At 69.6% G+C, this 18,897-nt stretch carries 9 protein-coding genes; 7 read left to right on the top strand and 2 right to left on the bottom strand.

Annotated features, from left to right (window positions below; genetic code table 11):
• Positions 1–42: 42 nt before the first annotated feature.
• Positions 43–7,932 (top strand): beta strand repeat-containing protein, encoded by a 7,890-nt coding sequence (locus tag ACK4SE_RS03770; RefSeq protein ID WP_409688932.1) that lies wholly within the window; start codon positions 43–45, stop codon positions 7,930–7,932.
• A 63-nt stretch (positions 7,933–7,995) separates the two neighbouring features.
• Here the strand turns inward: ACK4SE_RS03770 and gcvA are convergent, their stop codons facing one another.
• Complete coding sequence (gene gcvA / locus ACK4SE_RS03765) at positions 7,996–8,925, bottom strand: transcriptional regulator GcvA (protein WP_409688930.1); 930 nt, start codon at positions 8,923–8,925, stop codon at positions 7,996–7,998.
• A 102-nt stretch (positions 8,926–9,027) separates the two neighbouring features.
• On the opposite strand from gcvA, the gene cysG reads away from it, so the two are divergent.
• The 6 genes from cysG (at position 9,028) to ACK4SE_RS03735 (ending at position 15,719) form a co-directional block, all read left to right on the top strand.
• The gene (gene cysG / locus ACK4SE_RS03760; protein ID WP_409688928.1) at positions 9,028–10,422 is read left to right on the top strand and encodes a siroheme synthase CysG; all 1,395 of its coding nucleotides are present in this window, start codon (positions 9,028–9,030) and stop codon (positions 10,420–10,422) included.
• Entirely contained in the window at positions 10,419–10,700 is a 282-nt protein-coding gene (locus tag ACK4SE_RS03755; protein ID WP_409688926.1) for a DUF2849 domain-containing protein, read from the top strand. The genes cysG and ACK4SE_RS03755 overlap by 4 nt, the downstream gene beginning before the upstream one ends.
• Positions 10,700–12,370: a nitrite/sulfite reductase gene (locus ACK4SE_RS03750; RefSeq protein ID WP_409688924.1), complete on the top strand. Its 1,671-nt coding sequence runs from the start codon at positions 10,700–10,702 to the stop codon at positions 12,368–12,370. Before ACK4SE_RS03755 ends, ACK4SE_RS03750 begins: the two co-directional genes overlap by 1 nt.
• On the top strand, positions 12,357–13,427 hold the full coding sequence (locus ACK4SE_RS03745) for a phosphoadenylyl-sulfate reductase (protein ID WP_409688923.1): 1,071 nt from the start codon (positions 12,357–12,359) through the stop codon (positions 13,425–13,427). The genes ACK4SE_RS03750 and ACK4SE_RS03745 overlap by 14 nt, the downstream gene beginning before the upstream one ends.
• 64 nt (positions 13,428–13,491) lie before the next feature.
• Positions 13,492–14,517 (top strand): cysteine synthase A, encoded by a 1,026-nt coding sequence (locus ACK4SE_RS03740; protein WP_409688921.1) that lies wholly within the window; start codon positions 13,492–13,494, stop codon positions 14,515–14,517.
• A 503-nt stretch (positions 14,518–15,020) separates the two neighbouring features.
• On the top strand, positions 15,021–15,719 hold the full coding sequence (locus ACK4SE_RS03735; protein WP_409688919.1) for a pirin family protein: 699 nt from the start codon (positions 15,021–15,023) through the stop codon (positions 15,717–15,719).
• 22 nt (positions 15,720–15,741) lie between these two features.
• Here the strand turns inward: ACK4SE_RS03735 and ACK4SE_RS03730 are convergent, their stop codons facing one another.
• Positions 15,742–18,888 carry a discoidin domain-containing protein gene (locus ACK4SE_RS03730; RefSeq protein ID WP_409688917.1) on the bottom strand — a complete coding sequence of 1,049 codons (3,147 nt, stop codon included), beginning with the start codon at positions 18,886–18,888 and terminating at the stop codon, positions 15,742–15,744.
• Positions 18,889–18,897 lie beyond the last annotated feature (9 nt).

Raw genomic sequence — 18,897 nt, 5'->3', positions numbered from 1 at the left:
GGCGGCCCGCAGCGGCCGCCGAGAGGGTTTGGGAGAGTGGACATGATCAAGCAGCAGAACACCGGAACGATGACGTCCCGCCGCCGCGCCATCCGTGGCGGACGCCGCGCCCTGATGCTGTCGGCGGGCACGCTGGCCCTGGTCTGCGCCCAACCGGCGCTGGCGCAGGTCGCGCCCGCGCCCGGGGCCCTGCCGACGGGGGCCAATGTCATCAACGGCAGCGCCAGCATCGGATCGAGCGGGCCCAACAACCTCACGATCACCCAGAACAGCGACCGGCTGGTCATCAACTGGTCGAATTTCGACATCGGATCGGACGCCTCGGTCCATTTCGACATGGCCGCCAGCGACATCGCGGTGAACCGCGATCAGGGCGGCGACCCCTCGCGGATCTACGGCGCCCTGTCCGGCGACGGCATGATCATGATCCTGAACCCGAACGGCGTGCTGTTCGGTTCGGGCGCCAACGTCAATGTGGGCAGCCTGGTCGCCTCCAGCGCCAGCCTGTCCAATCCCCTGGGCAACCAGCTCAGCTTCACCGGCGCGTCCGGCGCGGTGACCATCGCCGCCGGAGCCAGCATCACGGTGGCGGACGCCGGTCTGGCGGCCTTCGTGGCCCCCAGCGTGGCCAACGGCGGGATCATCACCGCCACCGGCGGCCATGTGTTCCTGGGCGGCGCCGAGGGCTTCACCCTTGATCTCGCCAACGACGGCCTGCTGGAGCTGACGGTGCCGACCGCCAGTCCGCTGGTCCAGAACCACGGCGACATCTTCGCGGCGGGCGGACGCATCCAGATGAGCGCCGCCGCCGCCTCGGCCCTTGTCGGCGCGGTCATCAACACCTCGGGCGTCCTGTCGGTGGCTTCGGCCAGTTCCGACGACGGCGTCATCGTGCTGGAGGCCGCCGGCAACGCCATCGAGGTCTCGGCCAATCTCGCCGTCGAAGGCGACATTGCGTTCAACGCCCGCCGCGTCTTCGGCGCGGGCGACGTGCACGTCGACGACGGCGCCCTGACGCTCAACATCGACCCGAACGGCGCCGACACAACCGCCGAGACCCTGATCGCCGACGCCCTCGGCGTCATCGGCGTGGTCGACGGCGGCACGACGCTCAACCTCGGTGCGGGCGACTATGCGGCGGGGGCGGTCATCAATGCGGCCAATGTGACGGTGGACGGCGGCGGCGCGGCCCGCATCATCGCCAACCAGAACGGCCAGGACGGCCTGACCGTCAACGCAAGCGGCGACGGCGCCGTCATCCAGGGTCTGCACTTCATCGGCCAGGCCGACAGCGCTTACGACGGCTTCGCCTGGGGCTCGACCATCACGCGTGGCGTGGTGCTGCGCAACGGGGCCGAAAACGTCACGGTCACGGACAACGTCATCACCGGAGTCCGCAACGGCATCCTGATCGACGGCCGCAACACCGGCTCGATCATCACCGACAACATCATCGACAACACCAAGAGCGCCATCTCGGTTCAGTACACCGATGGCTCGAACCTGACCCTGACCGGCAACGCGCAGGGCCAGTTCGGCAATGAGTGGGGCATCAATGTCCACCTGAACGGTGTGTGGAACGGCTCCGCCATTTCAGCCAGCGGAGGTGCGCTCGGCGCCAATCCGTCGGCTGCGGCCCAGCTGCACCTGCTGAATCTCAGCAACGCCAACAGCGGCATGTCGGTCTACAACCAGGCCTACTCCGCCTCGAACCGCACCCATGTCTATGTGGACACAGCCGGTTCGCCGACCAGCCAGGGCGCGGCGCCCACGCCGATCAGCACGGTGCACGGCGGCGTCGCGGCGGTGGTCAACGGCGGCCAGGTCTTTGTCGCGGACGGCGTGTACAACTTCGCCGGCTCCCGCCTGATCATCAACAAGTCGCTGACCCTGACCGGGGAGTCCGAAGGCGGCGTGATCCTGGACGGCCGCAGCGTCGGCTCCGGACTCGGCACGATCCTGGTTTCGGCCGACAATGTCAGCCTGTCGAATTTCACCCTGTACGGGGCCGACAGCGGCGCAAACAACTACGGCATCAAGGTCCAGCCGAATTCGACGGGCTACAATCGCGACCAGCGCCTCTATAATTTCGCGATCAGCGATGTGACCGTGCGGGGCTCGACCCGGGCCGAACTGGACCTGAACGGCGTGGTCGGCGCCACCATCACCAACTTCACCGCCGACGGCCGCCGCGTGAGCGATGACAGCCATGAGTCCGGCGGCGCGGGCGTGCAGATCACGGACAGCGCCGACATCACCCTGACCGGGGTCACGACCCGGGGCAACGCCTGGGGCTCGGTGGCGATTTATCAGAGCAATGTGGCGGGCGCCTATAACGGCCTGACCAACAACATCAACATCGACGCGGGCGAGAACAGCTTCAGCGAAATGCTGGGCGTTTTCGTCCAGAGCTATTCCACCCTTCATCCCGAGATCGGCCAGCTGAACCTGACCGGGTTCGACTATGCGGTGCGCAACACCGGGCACCGCGCCAACGGCGACCAGTTCACCTTCTTCCGCACCGATCTGAACGACGCCACCGCCTTCGCTCTGAACATCGGCGCCGCGAACACCAGCTCCATCGAAGGCTGGAGCGGCACGGACTACACCAACGCCTTCACCGTGGTGGACGGCCTGACCCTCGGCGCGGCCATCCGTGACGTGCGCGCCGGCGGCTTCATCAATGTCGGCGCCGGGACCTATGGCGGATTCGGCACGGCGTTCGGCGGTCCGGCGAATCTGACGATCACCGGCGCGGACGGCGCGATCATCAATGGCGCGGGCGTGACCGGCCGCATCATCGACCTGCGCGCCGACGGGACCACCCTGTCCGGCTTCACCATCCAGGGCGACGGCGGCGGCGTGGGCGTGTCGATCTCGGGCCGGGGCGTGACGGTCGCCGGCAACGTCATCGACAATGTGCTGACCGGCGTCCAGACCACCACCCAGTACGCCGCCGGCAATGCGACCATCACCGGCAACACCATCTCTGCCGACTACGGCGTCAGCCTGCAGAACACGGGCAACACCGTGTCGGGCAACACCGTCAACGCCGCGGTCGAGGGCGTCGGCCTGCTTCAGGGCGCCAACAGCTTCAACGGCAACACCTTCACCATCGCCGCCGGAGCCGACGCCCTGAACTACTACGGCTCGGCCACCTTCGCCGGCCTGGGCGCGTCCGACAACACCGTCAGCATCGAGGGCGGCGGCCTGCAGGGCGCGGTGGATCTGGCCGGCGCGGGGGGCCTGGTCGACGCCGGCGCGGCCACCTACAACGAGACGGTGACGATCCGCCACGGGATGACCCTGGCCGGCGCGGGCATGGACGAGACCTTCCTGACGGGCGGGATCGCCCTGTCCAATACAGCCTTCTCGAACCTGACGCTGCGGGGCTTCACCCTGAGCGGCGACGGCGGCGGAAACGCCCTGGTCCGCAACGGCCGCGTCACCAATCTGACAGTCGACGACGTGCGCTTTGACGGTGGAAACGTGGCCGGGCGCCACGGCTTCGCCGGCGGCCAGTTCGGCGGCGCCATCTCGATCACCAACTCCGAGTTCCTCGGCATCCGGGGCTTCTCGGCCTTCGACACCAGCACGGGCGGAACCGCCACGGCGATCACCAGCGTGGTGTTTGCCGACAACCTGCTGGACGGCACGGTCGGACACGTCACCTTCCGCCAGGCCACGCCGACGGCCAATGTCCTGATCAGCGGCAACACCGTGCGCAACGTCGGCGACACCACCGATCTGTCCAGCGGCGTCTTCAAGGTGTTCGGTGCGGCGAGGGTCGATTTCGTCGACAACGACATCAGCGGCATCGGGGCCAGCCCGACACGGTTCACCGCCGGGGTCAACGACGGCGCCGCCCTGATCGTTCGCGGGGTCGGGACGCTGAACATCACCGACAACATCTTCACCGACAACCAGCAGGCCTTCCTGGTGGGGGCGGGCAACGCCTTGCCGACCGTGATCAACATCACCGGCAACACCTTCGACAACAACGCCTATGACATCTTCCTGCCCGCCAGCACCGGGGGCGTGATCAACTTCGGCGCGGGCAACAACTTCATCAGCGGCGCCGACACCGTGGCGCACCTCACCTGGGTCGGCGCGAGCGGGCTGGACATGACCGGCGTCATGTTCAACGGCGCGCTGGGTTCAGCCATGAGCGCTGCGGAGCTCTTCGCTCTGGAGGACCGCATTCATCACGGTATCGACCAGTCCGGCGTCGGTCTCGTCCGCGTGGTGGACGGGCATCTGTTCGTGACCGAAGGGTCGGGTGTGAACGCCGCGCTTCGCGCCCTGGCGCTGGCGGATGCGGGAGAAACCCTGAACCTGTCGGCGGGCACGCACATCCTGACCAACACCCTGTTCATCCAGGATGACAGCATCTCCGTGGTGGGGCAGGGGCAAGGTCAGACGATCATCGACGCGTCGGGCCACAGCAGCTACGGCATCCGGGTGCACGGCGACGACGTGTCCCTGAGCGGCTTCACGCTCAACGGCTCTGCGGCCGCGACCAATGCGACCTATGGCGTCAAGGTCGAGGCCGCCTCCGGTTCCGGGGCGTCGGGCCGCAACACCGGCTTCAGCATCACCGACGTGGCCATCAACGGATCACGCAAGACCGGCCTTGATCTGAACAGCGTGCTCGACGTGCTGATCGACGGCGTCACCGTCAATGGCGTGATCGCCGGCAACGGCATCGCCATCACCGACAGCGCGGGCGTCACCATCCGCAACACAACCACCTCGGGCAACGCCTGGGGCGGGCTGGCGCTCTACCAGCGCAACAACCACAGCGACCAGCGGCTGACCGATATCACGGTCGAGGCGAGCAACAGCTTCGGCGAGAATACGGCGGTCTATCTGCAGGTCTACAACAGCGCCCTGCACGAGGTGGGGGACCTCACCGTCGGGGGCTTCGACTTCGTGGTCGGCAACGACGCCCTGGACGGCGGGGTCAGCAGCTATCTGTTCTTCGACCGGTCGCTGCAGGATGCGATCGATCGCGGGGTAAACCTGGCCAATGCGTCGGAAAGCCTCGTCGGCGGATGGACCGGCACGGGCGCGGACGGCAACCTGTACGTGGGCTTCGGCGATCTGGTCGGCGGCGGGCGAGGGGCGCTGTCCATCCAGACGGCCTTCAACGCCTCCGGCGACGGCGACACGATCAACATCGGCGCGGGCGATTACGGTCAGTCCGCCATCCTGGGCGCGACACGCACGGTCCTCTTCGATGAAGCCGGGGTGGGGCTTGCGGATCTGACCCTCACCGCCGGCGCGGCCGGTTCGGGCCTCGGCGGACGGGTCACGGCCAGCGGCGACATTAACATCCAGGGCGGCATCGTTCTGATCGATAATCTGAGCCTGACCGGCGCCGGGGTCTCCCTGGCCGGGGTCGAGGGCTCCAGCGTCAACGGCCAGACCCTCAGCATCGGGGCGAACGTCATCAGCGTCGGCTCAGCGGGGGCGGCGACCGCCCTCGACAGCCTGCTGCTGTTCGGCGACGCGACCCTCACCGGGGCCGCCTACAACGCCGCCGGCCTGCTGGTGACCGGATCCACCACCCTGGCCACCGAGGTGTCGATCGACGTGGACGGATCGCTGGTCATGGGCGCGATCGACGGCGCTCACGCCCTGTCGATCAATGCGGGCTCGGCGATCCTGGGCGAGGCGGGAGCGGTGGACGCCCTGGCGTCGCTGGATGTTGTCGCCTCCACCATCACCACGGTCGGCGCGACCACCGCAGGCGGGCAGTCCTATGCGGGCGCCCTGACCCTGAACGGCGATTATGCGGCCGGCGGCGCGTTCAGCGTCAACGGCGCGACCACGCTGGGGGGCGCCGTCGATGTGGATGCGGCCTCCATCGCGCTGGGTGCGGTGAACGGGACGCATGACCTGAGCCTGACCGCCGACGGCGCCGTGAGCCTTGGCGCGGTTGGTGCGGGGGAGGCCCTGGCCTCGCTGACGGCCAGCGGCGCCTCCATCGCCACCAACGGAGCGTCGACCACGGGCGGGCAGTCCTATGCCGGCGCCCTGACCCTGAACGGCGATTACACGGCGGGCGGCGCCTTCAGCGTCAACGGCGCGACCACGCTGGGCGGCGACGTCGATGTGGATGCGGCTTCCATCGCACTGGGCGCGGTGAACGGGGCGCACGCCCTGGGCCTGACCGCCGACGGCGCGGTGAGCCTCGGCGCAGTCGGCGCGAGCCAGGCCCTGACCTCGCTCACCGCCAGCGGCGCTTCGATCACCACGGCCGGAGCGGCCACCACGGGCGCTCAGTCCTATGCCGGCGACCTGACCCTGAACGGCGATTACGCTTCGGGCGGCGCCTTCAGCGTCAATGGCGCGACCACGCTGGGCGGCGACGTGCAGATCGTGACCCAGGGCGGCGACGTCATGCTGGGCCTGATTGACGGGGCCCACAGCCTGACCATCTCTGCGGGGGCAGGCGATGTGGCGTTGGGCCCCGTGGGCTCCCGCGTCGCGGTTGACGATCTGATCGTTTCAGGCGGCGTCGTCACCATAGCCGGTGCGGCCAGCACCGGCGCGCAGTCCTGGAGCGGCGATCAGGTCCGTCTGTCGGGCGCCTTCTCCACGGCCGGCGGCGACTTCACGGTGTCCGGCCCCGCGACCCTGAACGGGGCCACGACCATCGCCACCTCGGGCGGTGACGCGGTGCTGGGTTCGGTGAACGGCTCTGTCGCGGGCGGGCAGGCGTTCAGCGTGAACGCCGGCGCCGGTTCGGTCGAACTCGGCTCTCTGGGCGCCATGGCGCGCCTGGGCGCCACCGTGGTCCGCGCCAACAAGACCGTGCTGACGGGCGATGCCTACGCGGCGAACAGCCTGTCCTTCATGGGCGCCGGCGCGGACGCCACGGTGCGCCTGACCGCGCTGCTGACCACCTTCAACACCGTCCAGTCGGCGAACCAGGCCGGGGCGATCTCCATCGCGCCGCACCTGATCGGCACGACCGACGGCCAGCAGGGCGTGGTTTTCCTGGCGGGGACGGGCGGCTCGGCGGGCGATGGCGACATCACCCTGGGCGACGCCGGCGTCGAAGGCTTGCGCCTGGGTCTGATGACCGCCACCGGCGGGGACTTCACGGCCGAGACGGTCCTGCTGGCCGGAGATTTCACCTCGACCCTCAGCGGTGACCAGGTCTTCAGCGACGACACCCTGGACACCCTGGGCAACGTCAACGCCACCGTGGCCGGCAACGAAAGAGGGCCGATCAATGCGGGCGGCTCGGTCACCCTCAACGTGGGGGGCTCTTCCAACGGGGTGATCAGGGCCGGCGGTCCTGTGACCATCACCTCTGGCGGCGACACCAACCGCGCCATCACCTCGGGCGGCGCGGTCATGCTGACCTCCACCGGCGGCTCGGTGCGCGGCTCGGTACAGGCCGCCGGACCGGTCACCATCAACAGCGCCGGAACGATCACCGGGTCGTACGCCAGCGGCGGGACCATCGTCCTGAACGCCGGCCAGACCATCAATGTCGTGGTGAATGGCGGCGTGGTTCAGGTAAATGCGCCCGGCGGCGTGATCGGCGGGGTGTTCAACCAGATCACCACGGACGCGCGCGGCACCTTCGTCATCAACGGCCAGGCCGTGGTGGGCAGGGGGAATGCGGACGCTCGCCAGGTCCTGATCGACGGCTTCATCATCCCGGTCGGCGGCGTGGTCGGTCCAACCGGCGTGATCCAGCTGCCCGTCGGTCTGGCTCTGGGACTGGTCAGCCCGGCCGGCGAAGGCGAAGGCCAGCGCCCGGCCATCCTGGTCAACAATGTGGACCGCCTCGGCGAACTGCTGCGGCTGGGCTACACGGCCATCGTCATCCAGATCGACGAGTCCGGCCTGTTGATCGAGGAAGAGCTGATCCTGGCCGACACCGACCAGCGGCAGGCCGCCGGGGTCCACTAAGCCCTGATCGGCTGAGGCACGAACACGGAAAGGGCGGTACCAGCCGGGGCCGCCCTTTCTGCGTCAGAGCTGATCCATGTTGTTTTCGTGGTCCACCGCCTCGCGCTTGAGCCACTCGGCGAAGGCCATGGCGCTGGGCGAGGCCGGGCGGTCGCGGGGGGTGACGATGTGATAGGCGAAGCCCACCGTCTGGCTGCCGTCGGGGAAGGGCGCCATCAGCCGCCCCGCGCTCAGGTCGGCCTGGGCCAGGGTGCGCTTGGCCAGGGCCACGCCGCGTCCGGCCACCGCCGCCTCGATCAGCAGGCTGGACTGCGAGAAGCGCGATCCCCGGCGCGGATCGGGATGGCGCACCTTGCGCGCCTTCAGCCACATGGCCCAGTCCGGCCGCCCCGGATCGGCGTCCGAGGACACGTCGTGCAGCAGGGCGTGGTGGACCAGATCGACAGGCTTTCGGATGGGCTTATCGCCGCCCATAAGCCCCGGCGCGCACACCGGCAGCACCTGTTCGGTCATCAGCAGGTCCACATGGGCGTTGGCGTAGCCGCCGGGGCCGTAGCGCACCGCCACGTCCACGGTGCCGTCCGACAGGTCCGCCGGCTCCATGTCGGCCGAGATCCACACCTCCACCTCCGGGTGCTCGGCGTGGAAGCGGTCCATGCGCGGCATGAGCCATTTGGCGGCAAAGGACGGCGCCACGCTGACGCTGATCTGTTTCTTGCGGGGCGGCTCGCGCAGCAGGGCCGAGGCGTCCATCAGACGCTCCATGCCTTCGCGCAGCAGCGGGATGGAGGCGCGGCCCAGATCGGTCAGGGCCAGGCCCTTGGGCTCACGCTTGAACAGGGGCGCGCCGACAATGTCCTCCAGCAGGCGGATCTGCTGGCTGACGGCGCCGGGCGTCACCGACAGCTCGTCGGCGGCGCGGCTGAAGTTCAGGTGCCGGGCGGAGGCTTCGAAAGCGCGCAGGGCGTTGAGGGGCAGGAGAGGACGGGCCATGCTCCGTCATTAGATTTCCTAACACGCAACGCAAGGCATAATGGTTTGTGAGGCGCCCCGCGCCGGGTGTTGGATCGCGGCTCGTTTCAAGAGTTCCGCCCCATGCGCGTCTTCCTGGCCTCCATCCCCCTGACCGACGTCCGCGTCGCCGTGATCGGCGGCGGCGAAGCGGCGCTGGCCAAGCTGCGCCTGTTCGTCGGCTCGCCCGCCGCCCTGTCGTGGTTCGCTGTGGGCGAGGTGGCCGACCGCCGCGAATGGCCCAATGGCGCGCCCGAGCCGGTCTATGCCGAGCCCACCGCCGAGCATCTGGCCGGCGCCCGGCTGGTGTTCATCGCGGTGGAGGACGCGGGCGATGCGGCCCGCCTGGCCGCCATGGCGCGCACCACGGGGGCCCAGGTCAATGTGGTGGACCGCCCGCACCTGAGCGACTTCCAGACCCCGGCCCTGATCGACCGCGACCAGGTGGTGGTGGGCGTGGCCACCGGCGGGCTGGGGCCCATCCTGGCGCGGGATCTGCGCTCGCGCATCGAGGCGGTGCTGCCCGCCGCGCTGGGCCCGCTGGCCCGGCTGGCCGGTGAACTGCGCGAGACGGTCAAGGCGTCGGTGCCCGATTTCATGGCGCGGCGCCGGTTCTGGGAGCGGGCCTTCCGGGGCCCCGCCGCCGATCTGGTGGCCCATGGCCGCGAGGCCGAGGCGCGCCGCGAGATGCTGCGCCTGCTGAACGTGGCCGCGCCCGAGCACGGCGTGGTGCACATCGTCGGGGCCGGACCGGGCGATCCCGAGTTGCTGACCCTCAAGGCCCTGCGCGTGCTGCAGGACGCGGACGTCATCATCCACGACCGGCTGGTTTCGGACGCCGTTCTGGAACGCGCCCGGCGCGACGCCAGACGCATCTATGTGGGCAAGGCCAAGGGCGACCATTCCGTGCCCCAGCGCGATATCGAGGCCCTGATGATCGCCGAGGCCCGGTCGGGCCACCGGGTGGTCCGTCTGAAGGGCGGCGACCCCTTCGTGTTCGGGCGCGGCGGCGAGGAACTGGCGGCCATGCAGGCGGCGGGGGTTCAGGCCCACGTGATCCCCGGCATCACCGCCGCCCTGGCCTGCGCCGCCTCTGCGGGCATTCCCCTGACCCACCGCGAGCACGCTCAGGCGGTCAGCTTCGTCACCGCCCAGCCGAAGCCGGGCGGGGAGGCGGCGCACTGGGCCTCGCTGGCCACGGCTAATCACACCGCCGCCATCTACATGGGCGCCGGCCTGGCGGATCAGGTCAGCGAAAACCTGATCGCAGCAGGCCGCAGCCCTGCCACCCCTGTCGCCATCGTCGAGAACGGCACGCGGCCCGACGAGCGGGTGCTGACCGGACGGCTGGACGATCTGGGCGGGCTGGTCGCCCGTCACGCCGTCACCGGCCCGGCCATGCTGTTCGTGGGTGAGGTGGCGGCCTTTGCCGAAGCCTCCGTCGAGCCGCTCCGTCAGTTGCGGGAGGTCGCGGCATGAAGGTCCTGACCGCCAACCGCCTGTCCGACGGCCGCGTCCTGTATTGGGGCTTGCAGGGTATGGCCACCGAACGCCTGGCCGAGGCCCTGTGGCTGGACGACACCGAAGCCGAGAGCGCCCTGGCGTCGGCCGCCGCCCGGCCCGACCTGTTCGTGAACCCCTATCTCGTGGAGGTGAACGCCGGCGAGCCCTCGGGCCGCGATCGCTTCAAGGAGTTCATCCGCTCTACCGGCCCCACGGTCGGCCACAGCCGCCCCGACGTCGAAGGGGCCGCCTGATGTATCGCTATGACGAGTTCGACCATGCGCTGGTCAGCGAGCGGATCGCCGAGTTCACCGATCAGGTCCGCCGCCGCGTCGACGGTCGCCTGACCGAGGACCAGTTCAAGCCGCTGCGGTTGATGAACGGGGTCTATCTGCAGCTGCACGCCTACATGCTGCGGGTGGCGGTGCCCTACGGGACCATGAACAGCGCCCAGCTGAGGAAGCTGGGCCACATCGCGCGGGTCTATGACAAGGGCTACGGCCATTTCACCACCCGCACCAACATCCAGTACAACTGGCCCGCCCTGTCGGACCTGCCCGCCATCCTGACCGAGCTGGCCGAGGTCGAGATGCACGCCATCCAGACCTCCGGCAACTGCATCCGCAACGTCACCACCGACGTCTTCGCCGGGGCTGCGGACGAGGAGATCGAGGACCCGCGCCCGTGGTGCGAGATCCTCCGGCAATGGTCGACCATCCACCCGGAATTCTCGTTCCTGCCGCGCAAGTTCAAGATCGCTGTCATCGCCTCCGAGACCGACCGCGCCGCCATCCGCACCCACGACGTGGGGCTGCAGATTGTGCGGGGCCCAGAAAACGAAAATGGTGATGGCGAGACCGCCTTCCGCGTCTTTGTCGGCGGCGGGCAGGGGCGCCTGCCCCACATCGCCCAGGAGATCGCCCCAGCCGTGCCGGGACGCGAGTTGCTGGCCTATCTGACCGCCATCCTGCGCGCCTACAATCTGCTGGGCCGGCGCGACAACATCCACAAGGCGCGCATCAAGATTCTGGTGGCCGCCCTGGGCATCGACGCCTTCCGCGAGGAGGTTGAGCGCCAGTTCCAGACCCTGCGCCGCGAAGACCTGCGCATCCCCGATGACGAGCTGGCCCGCATCCGCGCCTATTTCGCTCCGCCGCCCTTCGAGACCCTGCCGAAGCACTCCGGCCCCTTCGACCGGGCCCTGCTGGCGGATCCTGACTTCGCCCGCTGGAGCCGCAACAACGTCCGCCGCCACCGCGCGCCGGGCTACGCCAGCGCGATCATCTCGCTCAAGCCCGTGGGCGGGGTGCCCGGCGACATGACGGCGGACCAGATGGATGTGGTCGCCGATCTGGCCGAACGGTTCTCGTTCGACGAGGTGCGCGCGGCCTATGAGCAGAATCTGGTCCTGCCCCATGTGAAGCTGGACGACCTGCCCGAGGTCTGGCGCACCCTGCACGCCAACGGTCTGGCCACCGCCAACGCCGATCTGGTCACCGACGTCATCGCCTGCCCGGGGCTGGACTACTGCAGCCTCGCCAACGCCCGCTCCATCCCGGTGGCCCAGGCCCTGTCCAAGCGGCTGGCCGATCTGGACTTTCAGGAGAGGCTGGGTCCGATTCGCGTCAACATGAGCGGCTGCATCAACGCCTGCGGCCACCACCATGTGGGCCACATCGGGGTGCTGGGCGTCGATCGGAAGGGGGAGGAATTCTACCAGATCACGGTCGGCGGCTCGCCCGACGAACAGGCGGCCCTGGGCGAGATCGTGGGCAAGAGCCTGCCCGCAGAGGACGTCGCCCCCGCCATCGAGCGGGCCCTGAACCGCTATCTGGCCATCCGCCATGACGGCGAACGCTTTATCGACACCGTGCGCCGCACCGGCGCCGAACCCTTCCGCGAGGCCATCTATGAGGCTGCTTGATCCCCTGCCCGAAACCGAAGAGCCGGACGGCGCCATCCCGGGCGACACGCCGCTGGCCGAGGTCGCGGCGGCGGCTGTCGGCGCCAACCGTCTGACCATCCGCTTCGGCGCCTTTCGCGACGGGCGCGGCTTCTCGCTGGCCTCGATCCTGCGCGAGCGGGGCTACAACGGCGAGCTGATCGCTGTGGGCGACCTGCTGCCCGATCAGGCCCGGCACCTGAAGCGTTCGGGCTTTGACGCGGTGCGCCTGAATCCGGGCGCCGACCCGAAGGAATGGCGCGCCATGCTGGCGGTGATCGACACGGTCTATCAGCCCGCCGCCGACGCCGCCGTTCCGATCTGGCGCCGCCGCGCCGCGGTGGAGACGCTGGAGCAGAAGGCCGCCCGGCTGGATGCACAGTATCGGGACGCCGAGCCGGAGGACATCCTCGCCGCCGCCCACCGCGAATTCCCCGGCCGCATCGCCCAGCTGTCGTCCTTCGGCGCGGAGGCTGCGGTCAGCCTGCATCTGCTGGCCCAGACCGACCCCGCCACCCCTGTGCTGTTCCTCGATACCGGCCAGCATTTCCTCCAGACCCTGTCCTATCGCGACCAACTGGCGGACCGCCTCGGTCTGACCAGTGTGAAGATTGTCCTGCCGGACGCCGCCGAGCGCGCGGGCGAGGATCCCAAGGACAACTTGTGGCGCACGGACCCGGACGCCTGCTGCGACCTGCGCAAGGTCCGCCCGCTGGCCCGCGCGGCGGCGGCCTATGACGCCCTGATCACCGGCCGCAAGCGCTATCAGGCGACGACCCGCGAACGGCTGGCGGTGTTCGAGGTGCTGGACGGCCAGGTGCGGATCAATCCGCTGGCGAATCTGGACGCGGACGAGGTGGAGGCCCGCTTCGAGGCCCACGACCTGCCGGCCCATCCGCTGGCGGATCAGGGCTACGCCTCCATCGGCTGCTGGCCCTGCACCCGCGCGGTGCGCTCGGGCGAGGACGCCCGCGCCGGCCGCTGGTCCGGCACGGACAAGGTGGAGTGCGGCATCCACATGGGCGCCCGCGCCGCCTGACCGGGTCGCGCGGCCGCCCGCAGCGTCCTATATGTCTGGTCTCCCACCCGCCCGAATGATCGCCATGCCCATCACCCAGTCCGTCGCCGACCTGATCGGCAACACGCCCTTGATCAAGCTGAAGAAGGCGTCCGAGCTGACGGGCTGCACCATCCTTGGCAAGGCCGAGTTCCTGAACCCCGGCCAGTCCATCAAGGACCGGGCCGCGCTGGGCATCGTCACCGCCGCGCGCGCCTCGGGCGAGCTGCGTCCCGGCGGGACGATCGTCGAGGGCACGGCGGGCAACACCGGCATCGGCCTGGCCCTGGTCGGCGCGGCGCTGGGCCACCCGGTGGTCATCGTCATCCCCCGCACCCAGACCGAGGAAAAGAAGGCCGCCATCCGCGCCCTTGGCGCCCGGCTGGTTGAGGTGGACGCGGCGCCCTTCTCCAGCCCCAACCACTTCGTCCACTATTCGGGGCGGCTGGCGAAGGAGCTGAACGAGACCGAACCCAACGGCGCCTTCTGGTCCAACCAGTTCGACAACACTGCCAATCGCAACGCCCACTACACCGGCACCGCCCCCGAAATCTGGGCGCAGACCGAGGGCAAGGTCGACGCCTTCGTCAGTGCGGTGGGCTCTGGCGGCACCATCACCGGCGTCTCGGCCTTTCTCAAGGAGCGCAACCCCGACATCCGCATCGCCCTGGCCGACCCCATGGGCGCGGCGCTCTACAGCTGGTTCACCAATGGCGTCATGCAGGGGACGGGCTCGTCCATCACCGAGGGCATTGGCGTGGCGCGCATCACCGGCAATCTGGAAGGCTTCACTCCCGACCACAGCTATCAGATCCCCGACGAGGAATTCCTGCCCATCGTGTTCGATCTGATCCGCGAGGAGGGGCTGTCGCTGGGCGGCTCCAGCGGCGTCAACATCGCCGGGGCCCTGCGTCTGGCGCGCGAGATCGGTCCCGGCAAGACCATCGTCACCCCCCTGTGCGACCCGGGCACGCGCTATGCCTCCAAGCTGTTCAACACCGATTTCCTGAAATCCAGGGGGCTGCCCCTGCCGCCGTGGGCCGACGCGGCCCGCGCCGAAGCGGCGGCCTAGACCCAATCCTCCCCCATCGGGGGAGGGGGACCGCGTAGCGGTGGAGGGGGCTGGCCGGGAGGCTGGCTGCCCGCTCGCCGCGCCCATCGGCGATCCAGCCTCACCCAGACCCGCCGCAGCCCGGCTTCAGCCCCCTCCGTCACGGACGCTGTCGCGCCCGCGCTACCTCCCCCGATGGGGGAGGATTTGCGGAGTTCATCCCGCTTTTCGCGGCTCCAATGCCTTGGCGCGCAAGCCTTCGCCGCAAAGATCAGCGCCTTTTCCGCCCCTGCTTTTGCCGCCGGGTTATGATGCGACCGTCGTGGGCCGAGGGGCGATTTCGGACAATTCGGACAATTCGGACACTGTTTTTTCAGGCTCCGAGCTTCGAAACTCCTATCCATGGTTTCCAGCCCGCACCCTGGAGGTTATCAGTAACAATATGTGTGCCAGTTAACCCTTTCCCCGGCCACGCCCGCGCCTATCTCCACATCAACATCCACCCTTCGACGGGAGACACCATCATGATCGAGCGCAGACCGTTCGACAGCCTGGGCGGCGCCGACCACGGCTGGCTCAAGGCCAAACACCATTTCTCGTTCGCCAGCTACTTCGACCCGAACCGGACCCAGTGGGGCAACCTGCGGGTCTGGAACGATGACGAGATCGCGGCCGGCTCGGGCTTTCCGCCCCACCCCCACGCGGACATGGAGATCATCACCTATGTCCGCGACGGCGCCATCACCCACGAGGACAGCCTGGGCAACAAGGGCCGCACCGAGGCGGGCGACGTTCAGGTGATGAGCGCGGGCACCGGCATCCGCCACGCCGAGTACAATGCGGAGCCGGAGACCACGCGCATCTTCCAGATCTGGATCCTGCCTACCCGTCAGGGCGAGAAGCCCGCCTGGGGCGCCAAGCCGTTCCCCAAGGGCGACCGCGCGGGCCAGTTCGTGGTGCTGGCTTCGGGCTTCGACGATGACACGGACGCCCTTCCCATCCGCACCGATGCGCGGGTGGTGGGCGCGACCCTGAAGGCGGGCGAGAGCGCTGACTATGCGCTGGGCGCGACCCGGCGGGGCTACCTTGTGCCCGCAAAGGGCGAGGTCGAGGTCAACGGCGTGCGGCTGAACGCCCGCGACGGCGCGGCCATCACCGGTGAAGACGTGATCACGGTGACGGCCATCAATGACGCCGAGATCGTTCTGGTCGACGCAGCCTGACCGGCGGCCGGGCCGGGCGGCTTCAGCCCCCGGTCCGGTCCGCGATCGTCACCTGCCGCGCGTCGGCGGGGATGGTCAGGTTCAGCCCGTCCCACGTGGCGGGCCGCCCATCGATGACCGTGCGGCCCGGCGCGGCAGCGTCCGACGGCCACGACAGGATGAAGCCCGCGGGCGGCGCCGCGTCGCCGTCCAGCGTCAGGGTCCAGCCGCTCTGCGACGGCGTCAGGTCCCAGGTCACGGCGCCCCAGGCCGTGCGCACATCGCTCACCCCCACGCCGGCCGGATCACCTAGCCAGCGGCCGGGCACCCCCGCCGCCAGCACCAGGGCCTCGCCCCGGTCGTGCACGAACAGGTCCAGCGCCGAGCGGATGTAGTCCGAGCTGATCCAGGCGTGGGGCATGTCGCCGATGAAGCGGGGCTCGCGTTTGTCGCGCACCACCACCTCGGCCCAGCCGTTCCAGGCCCGGGGCCGCACGTCGCCGAAGAAGAAGTCCAGCGCTGCCAGCGCCCGCTCGCGCTGGCCCAGCCGCACGAACGCGCCGACGTTGCGAAGCTCGTAGGGTGTGTAGTCGTCCCAGTCGCGGCGGTTCTCGATCCGCTGCTCGAACTCGCTCCAGTACCGCTCGAAGGTGTTGGCCAGCAGGTCGGGGTCCAACCGCGCCTGCTCTCCGCCCGGCGACAGGCCGATGGTGGTGGAGGTGGGGTCGAAGTCCCCCCGGTCCGCCGCCCCGGCGATGAAGTCGATGCCGTGGTGTTCCGCCGTCGCGCGGATGGAGGCGTGGAGGTCCGCCGCGAACTCATCGCGCGCCGCGGCGATGCGGGCCGCCGCCTCGGTCTCGCCCAGCGCCTCGGCGACGAACATCGCGTCCTTGTAGCCCAGCAGCCCCCAGAAATCGTCCCAGTAGGAATAGGCCGGCTGGTCCGAATAGCCCTCGTGGCTGATGGTCGGAGGCAGCAGGCCGTACAGATGCCGCCGCTCCGGCGTCTGGTTCTCCGCCGTCCGCTCCGAGGCGCGCAGCTGGTCCATGTAGGTGATGGCGCCCTGCACCTGCGGCCACACCGACCGCAGCAGGTCGAGATCGCCGTTGTAGCGATACGTCTCGGCGGCCAGGAAGATGAACTCCCCGTGGCTGTCGTTCTCCGGCACCGGATCGGCGCCGCGCGCATCCACGCAGCACGGCACCTTGCCGTCGCTGAAGATGTAGGGCGTGAACCAGCGCAGATAGTCCGCCGACACATCGACCCAGCCCAGCCGGTTCAGCCCTTCAGCGATCATGGCGCCGTCCCGGATCCACGAGCGATTGTAGGAGCGGGTGCCCGGCTTCAGGTTTGGCCCGTCGCGCGACATCAGGATGTGGGCCAGCGACGACCGCATGACGTCGACGATGCGCTGTCCCTCGTCCGGGACGGTGATGTCGAACCGGTCCAGCTTCTCGCGCCAGACCGCGGCGGTGCGCTGCTCGACGCCCGCCAGCAAGGCCTCGGGCGCGCCAGTCAGGGCGGGCAGGGCGCCTTCCAGCGGCGCGGCCCAGCCGACCACGCGGCTTTCGCCGGGCGCAAGCGTCACGCGCCAGATCATGGCGGCGGCGGCCAGGCCCGTGCCGTCCTGCACCGAGTGGGAGGCGTCGCGGCCCGAGGCGATCAGGCTCTGCGGGTCAGATCCTGCGTCAAAGGTCGAGGCCGTCACCGCGTCCGGCGCGGACAGGGGCGTCACGGCGAAGGCCTCGCCGAGGCTGAGGCGCCGCCCGTCCCAGTCTATGCGCGTCACGGGGCTGACCCCGCCCGGCGTCGACAGGAACTGCACCGGGCCGTTGACCTGCAGCGGCCGCGCCGCCAGCGCCAAAGTCAGGTCCAGCGTCCGGTTCGAGGTGTTGGTCAGCACATAGCGGCCATACAGGGCGGCCTGCTCCGGCTCGCCCTCGGCCATGGCGGTGACGTCCAGCGTCCAGTCCTCGGCCGCCCAGCGCACCGACGGAATGGGCAGATCGTCGTCAAGCAGGCTCTGGGTCACGCCCACGTCGGCCCAGGTGACCAGCCGCCCGTTCTCCACCACGAACGGCTCCACCGACGGCCCGCCGCGGCCCAGCTCGATGGCGCCGTCCTCGCCCATCAGGCCGCTGTCGCCGCCGCCGTCCACGCCCACCAGGGTCCAGTAGGGCTGCTCGCCGTGGAAGCCGCGCGGATACAGGCCCCGTCGCGCCTCCTCGGCCACCGCCGTGATGAAGGCGGTGGGGTCCTCGCCGAAGCTCAGCGGCTCGATCTCGATCTCGTTCAGGGCGTAGGCGTCGCCCGGCCCGTCCATCAGGTCCAGCCGCAGCCAGCGCGCGGCGGTCTCGGTCAGCAGGATCGGATCAGCGCCGCCGTTGCCCCCGGTCACCTCACGCTGGCGGGTCCAGACCTGCCCGTCCGACGACGTCGACAGCGTGTAGCGGGTCGCCTGCTCGTCCTCGGCCCAGCGCAGGGTCACGCCGCCGAACTCGCGCTCATAGCCCAGATCCAGCGTCAGGCTCTGGGCCCCGCCCGCCGCGCTGCGCCACGGGGTTTCGAGGTCGCCGTCCACCGCCTGTGCGGCGGCGAACACGCCGGCCTCCGAGGTGGCGGCGACGATGGGACGGGGCGGCGACGACGGCTCGGGCGGCAGCTCGCGAAGGGTCAGTTGGTCCACCTCGATGAAGCCCACGCCGCCTTCGCCCGCGGCGATGACGAATTCGATGCGCTCCGATCCGCGATAGACCGGGTCCGGGTTCGGGCCCCACGCCTTGACGATGTGACGGCGGCGGATGGTGACCAGGGTCCAGTCGTCCGGCGCTTCCCAACGGGTGACCTGACGCCAGTGGACATTGTCCACCGAGACGTCGGTGAATTTGACCTCGAAGGTGTTGGCCGGCCCCGCGCCGCGCACCCAGAAGCTGATCTCGTAGTTGGCGGGCGGGTCGATGACGAGCGGCCGGGCGGCGAAGGCGTAGCCCGACACGTCGTTGAAGTCATAGTCCAGCCGCAGGGCCTGTCCCTCGTGGCCGTCCACCTGGCTGACCTGGGCGCTGATGTCGGTGGAGGCGTCGGCGCTCCAGGCCGAGATGTCCTCGAAATCGTCCAGCACGGTCTCCTGCGCCAGGGCGGCGCCGGGAAGGGCGAGGACGAACAGGGCGATCAGAAGACGGGTCAGCATGGGTCAGGC

Source organism: Brevundimonas sp. (assembly GCF_046293315.1).
GTDB lineage: Bacteria > Pseudomonadota > Alphaproteobacteria > Caulobacterales > Caulobacteraceae > Brevundimonas.
Note: the sequence above shows the minus strand (reverse complement) of the source record. Positions and strands in the feature narration are given on the sequence as shown.

Bases quoted from the DNA above. Each gene is read 5' to 3' on its own strand.
- ACK4SE_RS03770 (WP_409688932.1), top strand. From the start codon at position 43: ATGATCAAGCAGCAGAACACCGGAACGATGACGTCCCGCCGCCGCGCC.
- gcvA (WP_409688930.1), bottom strand. From the start codon at position 8,925: ATGGCCCGTCCTCTCCTGCCCCTCAACGCCCTGCGCGCTTTCGAAGCC.
- cysG (WP_409688928.1), top strand. From the start codon at position 9,028: ATGCGCGTCTTCCTGGCCTCCATCCCCCTGACCGACGTCCGCGTCGCC.
- ACK4SE_RS03755 (WP_409688926.1), top strand. From the start codon at position 10,419: ATGAAGGTCCTGACCGCCAACCGCCTGTCCGACGGCCGCGTCCTGTAT.
- ACK4SE_RS03750 (WP_409688924.1), top strand. From the start codon at position 10,700: ATGTATCGCTATGACGAGTTCGACCATGCGCTGGTCAGCGAGCGGATC.
- ACK4SE_RS03745 (WP_409688923.1), top strand. From the start codon at position 12,357: ATGAGGCTGCTTGATCCCCTGCCCGAAACCGAAGAGCCGGACGGCGCC.
- ACK4SE_RS03740 (WP_409688921.1), top strand. From the start codon at position 13,492: ATGCCCATCACCCAGTCCGTCGCCGACCTGATCGGCAACACGCCCTTG.
- ACK4SE_RS03735 (WP_409688919.1), top strand. From the start codon at position 15,021: ATGATCGAGCGCAGACCGTTCGACAGCCTGGGCGGCGCCGACCACGGC.
- ACK4SE_RS03730 (WP_409688917.1), bottom strand. From the start codon at position 18,888: ATGCTGACCCGTCTTCTGATCGCCCTGTTCGTCCTCGCCCTTCCCGGC.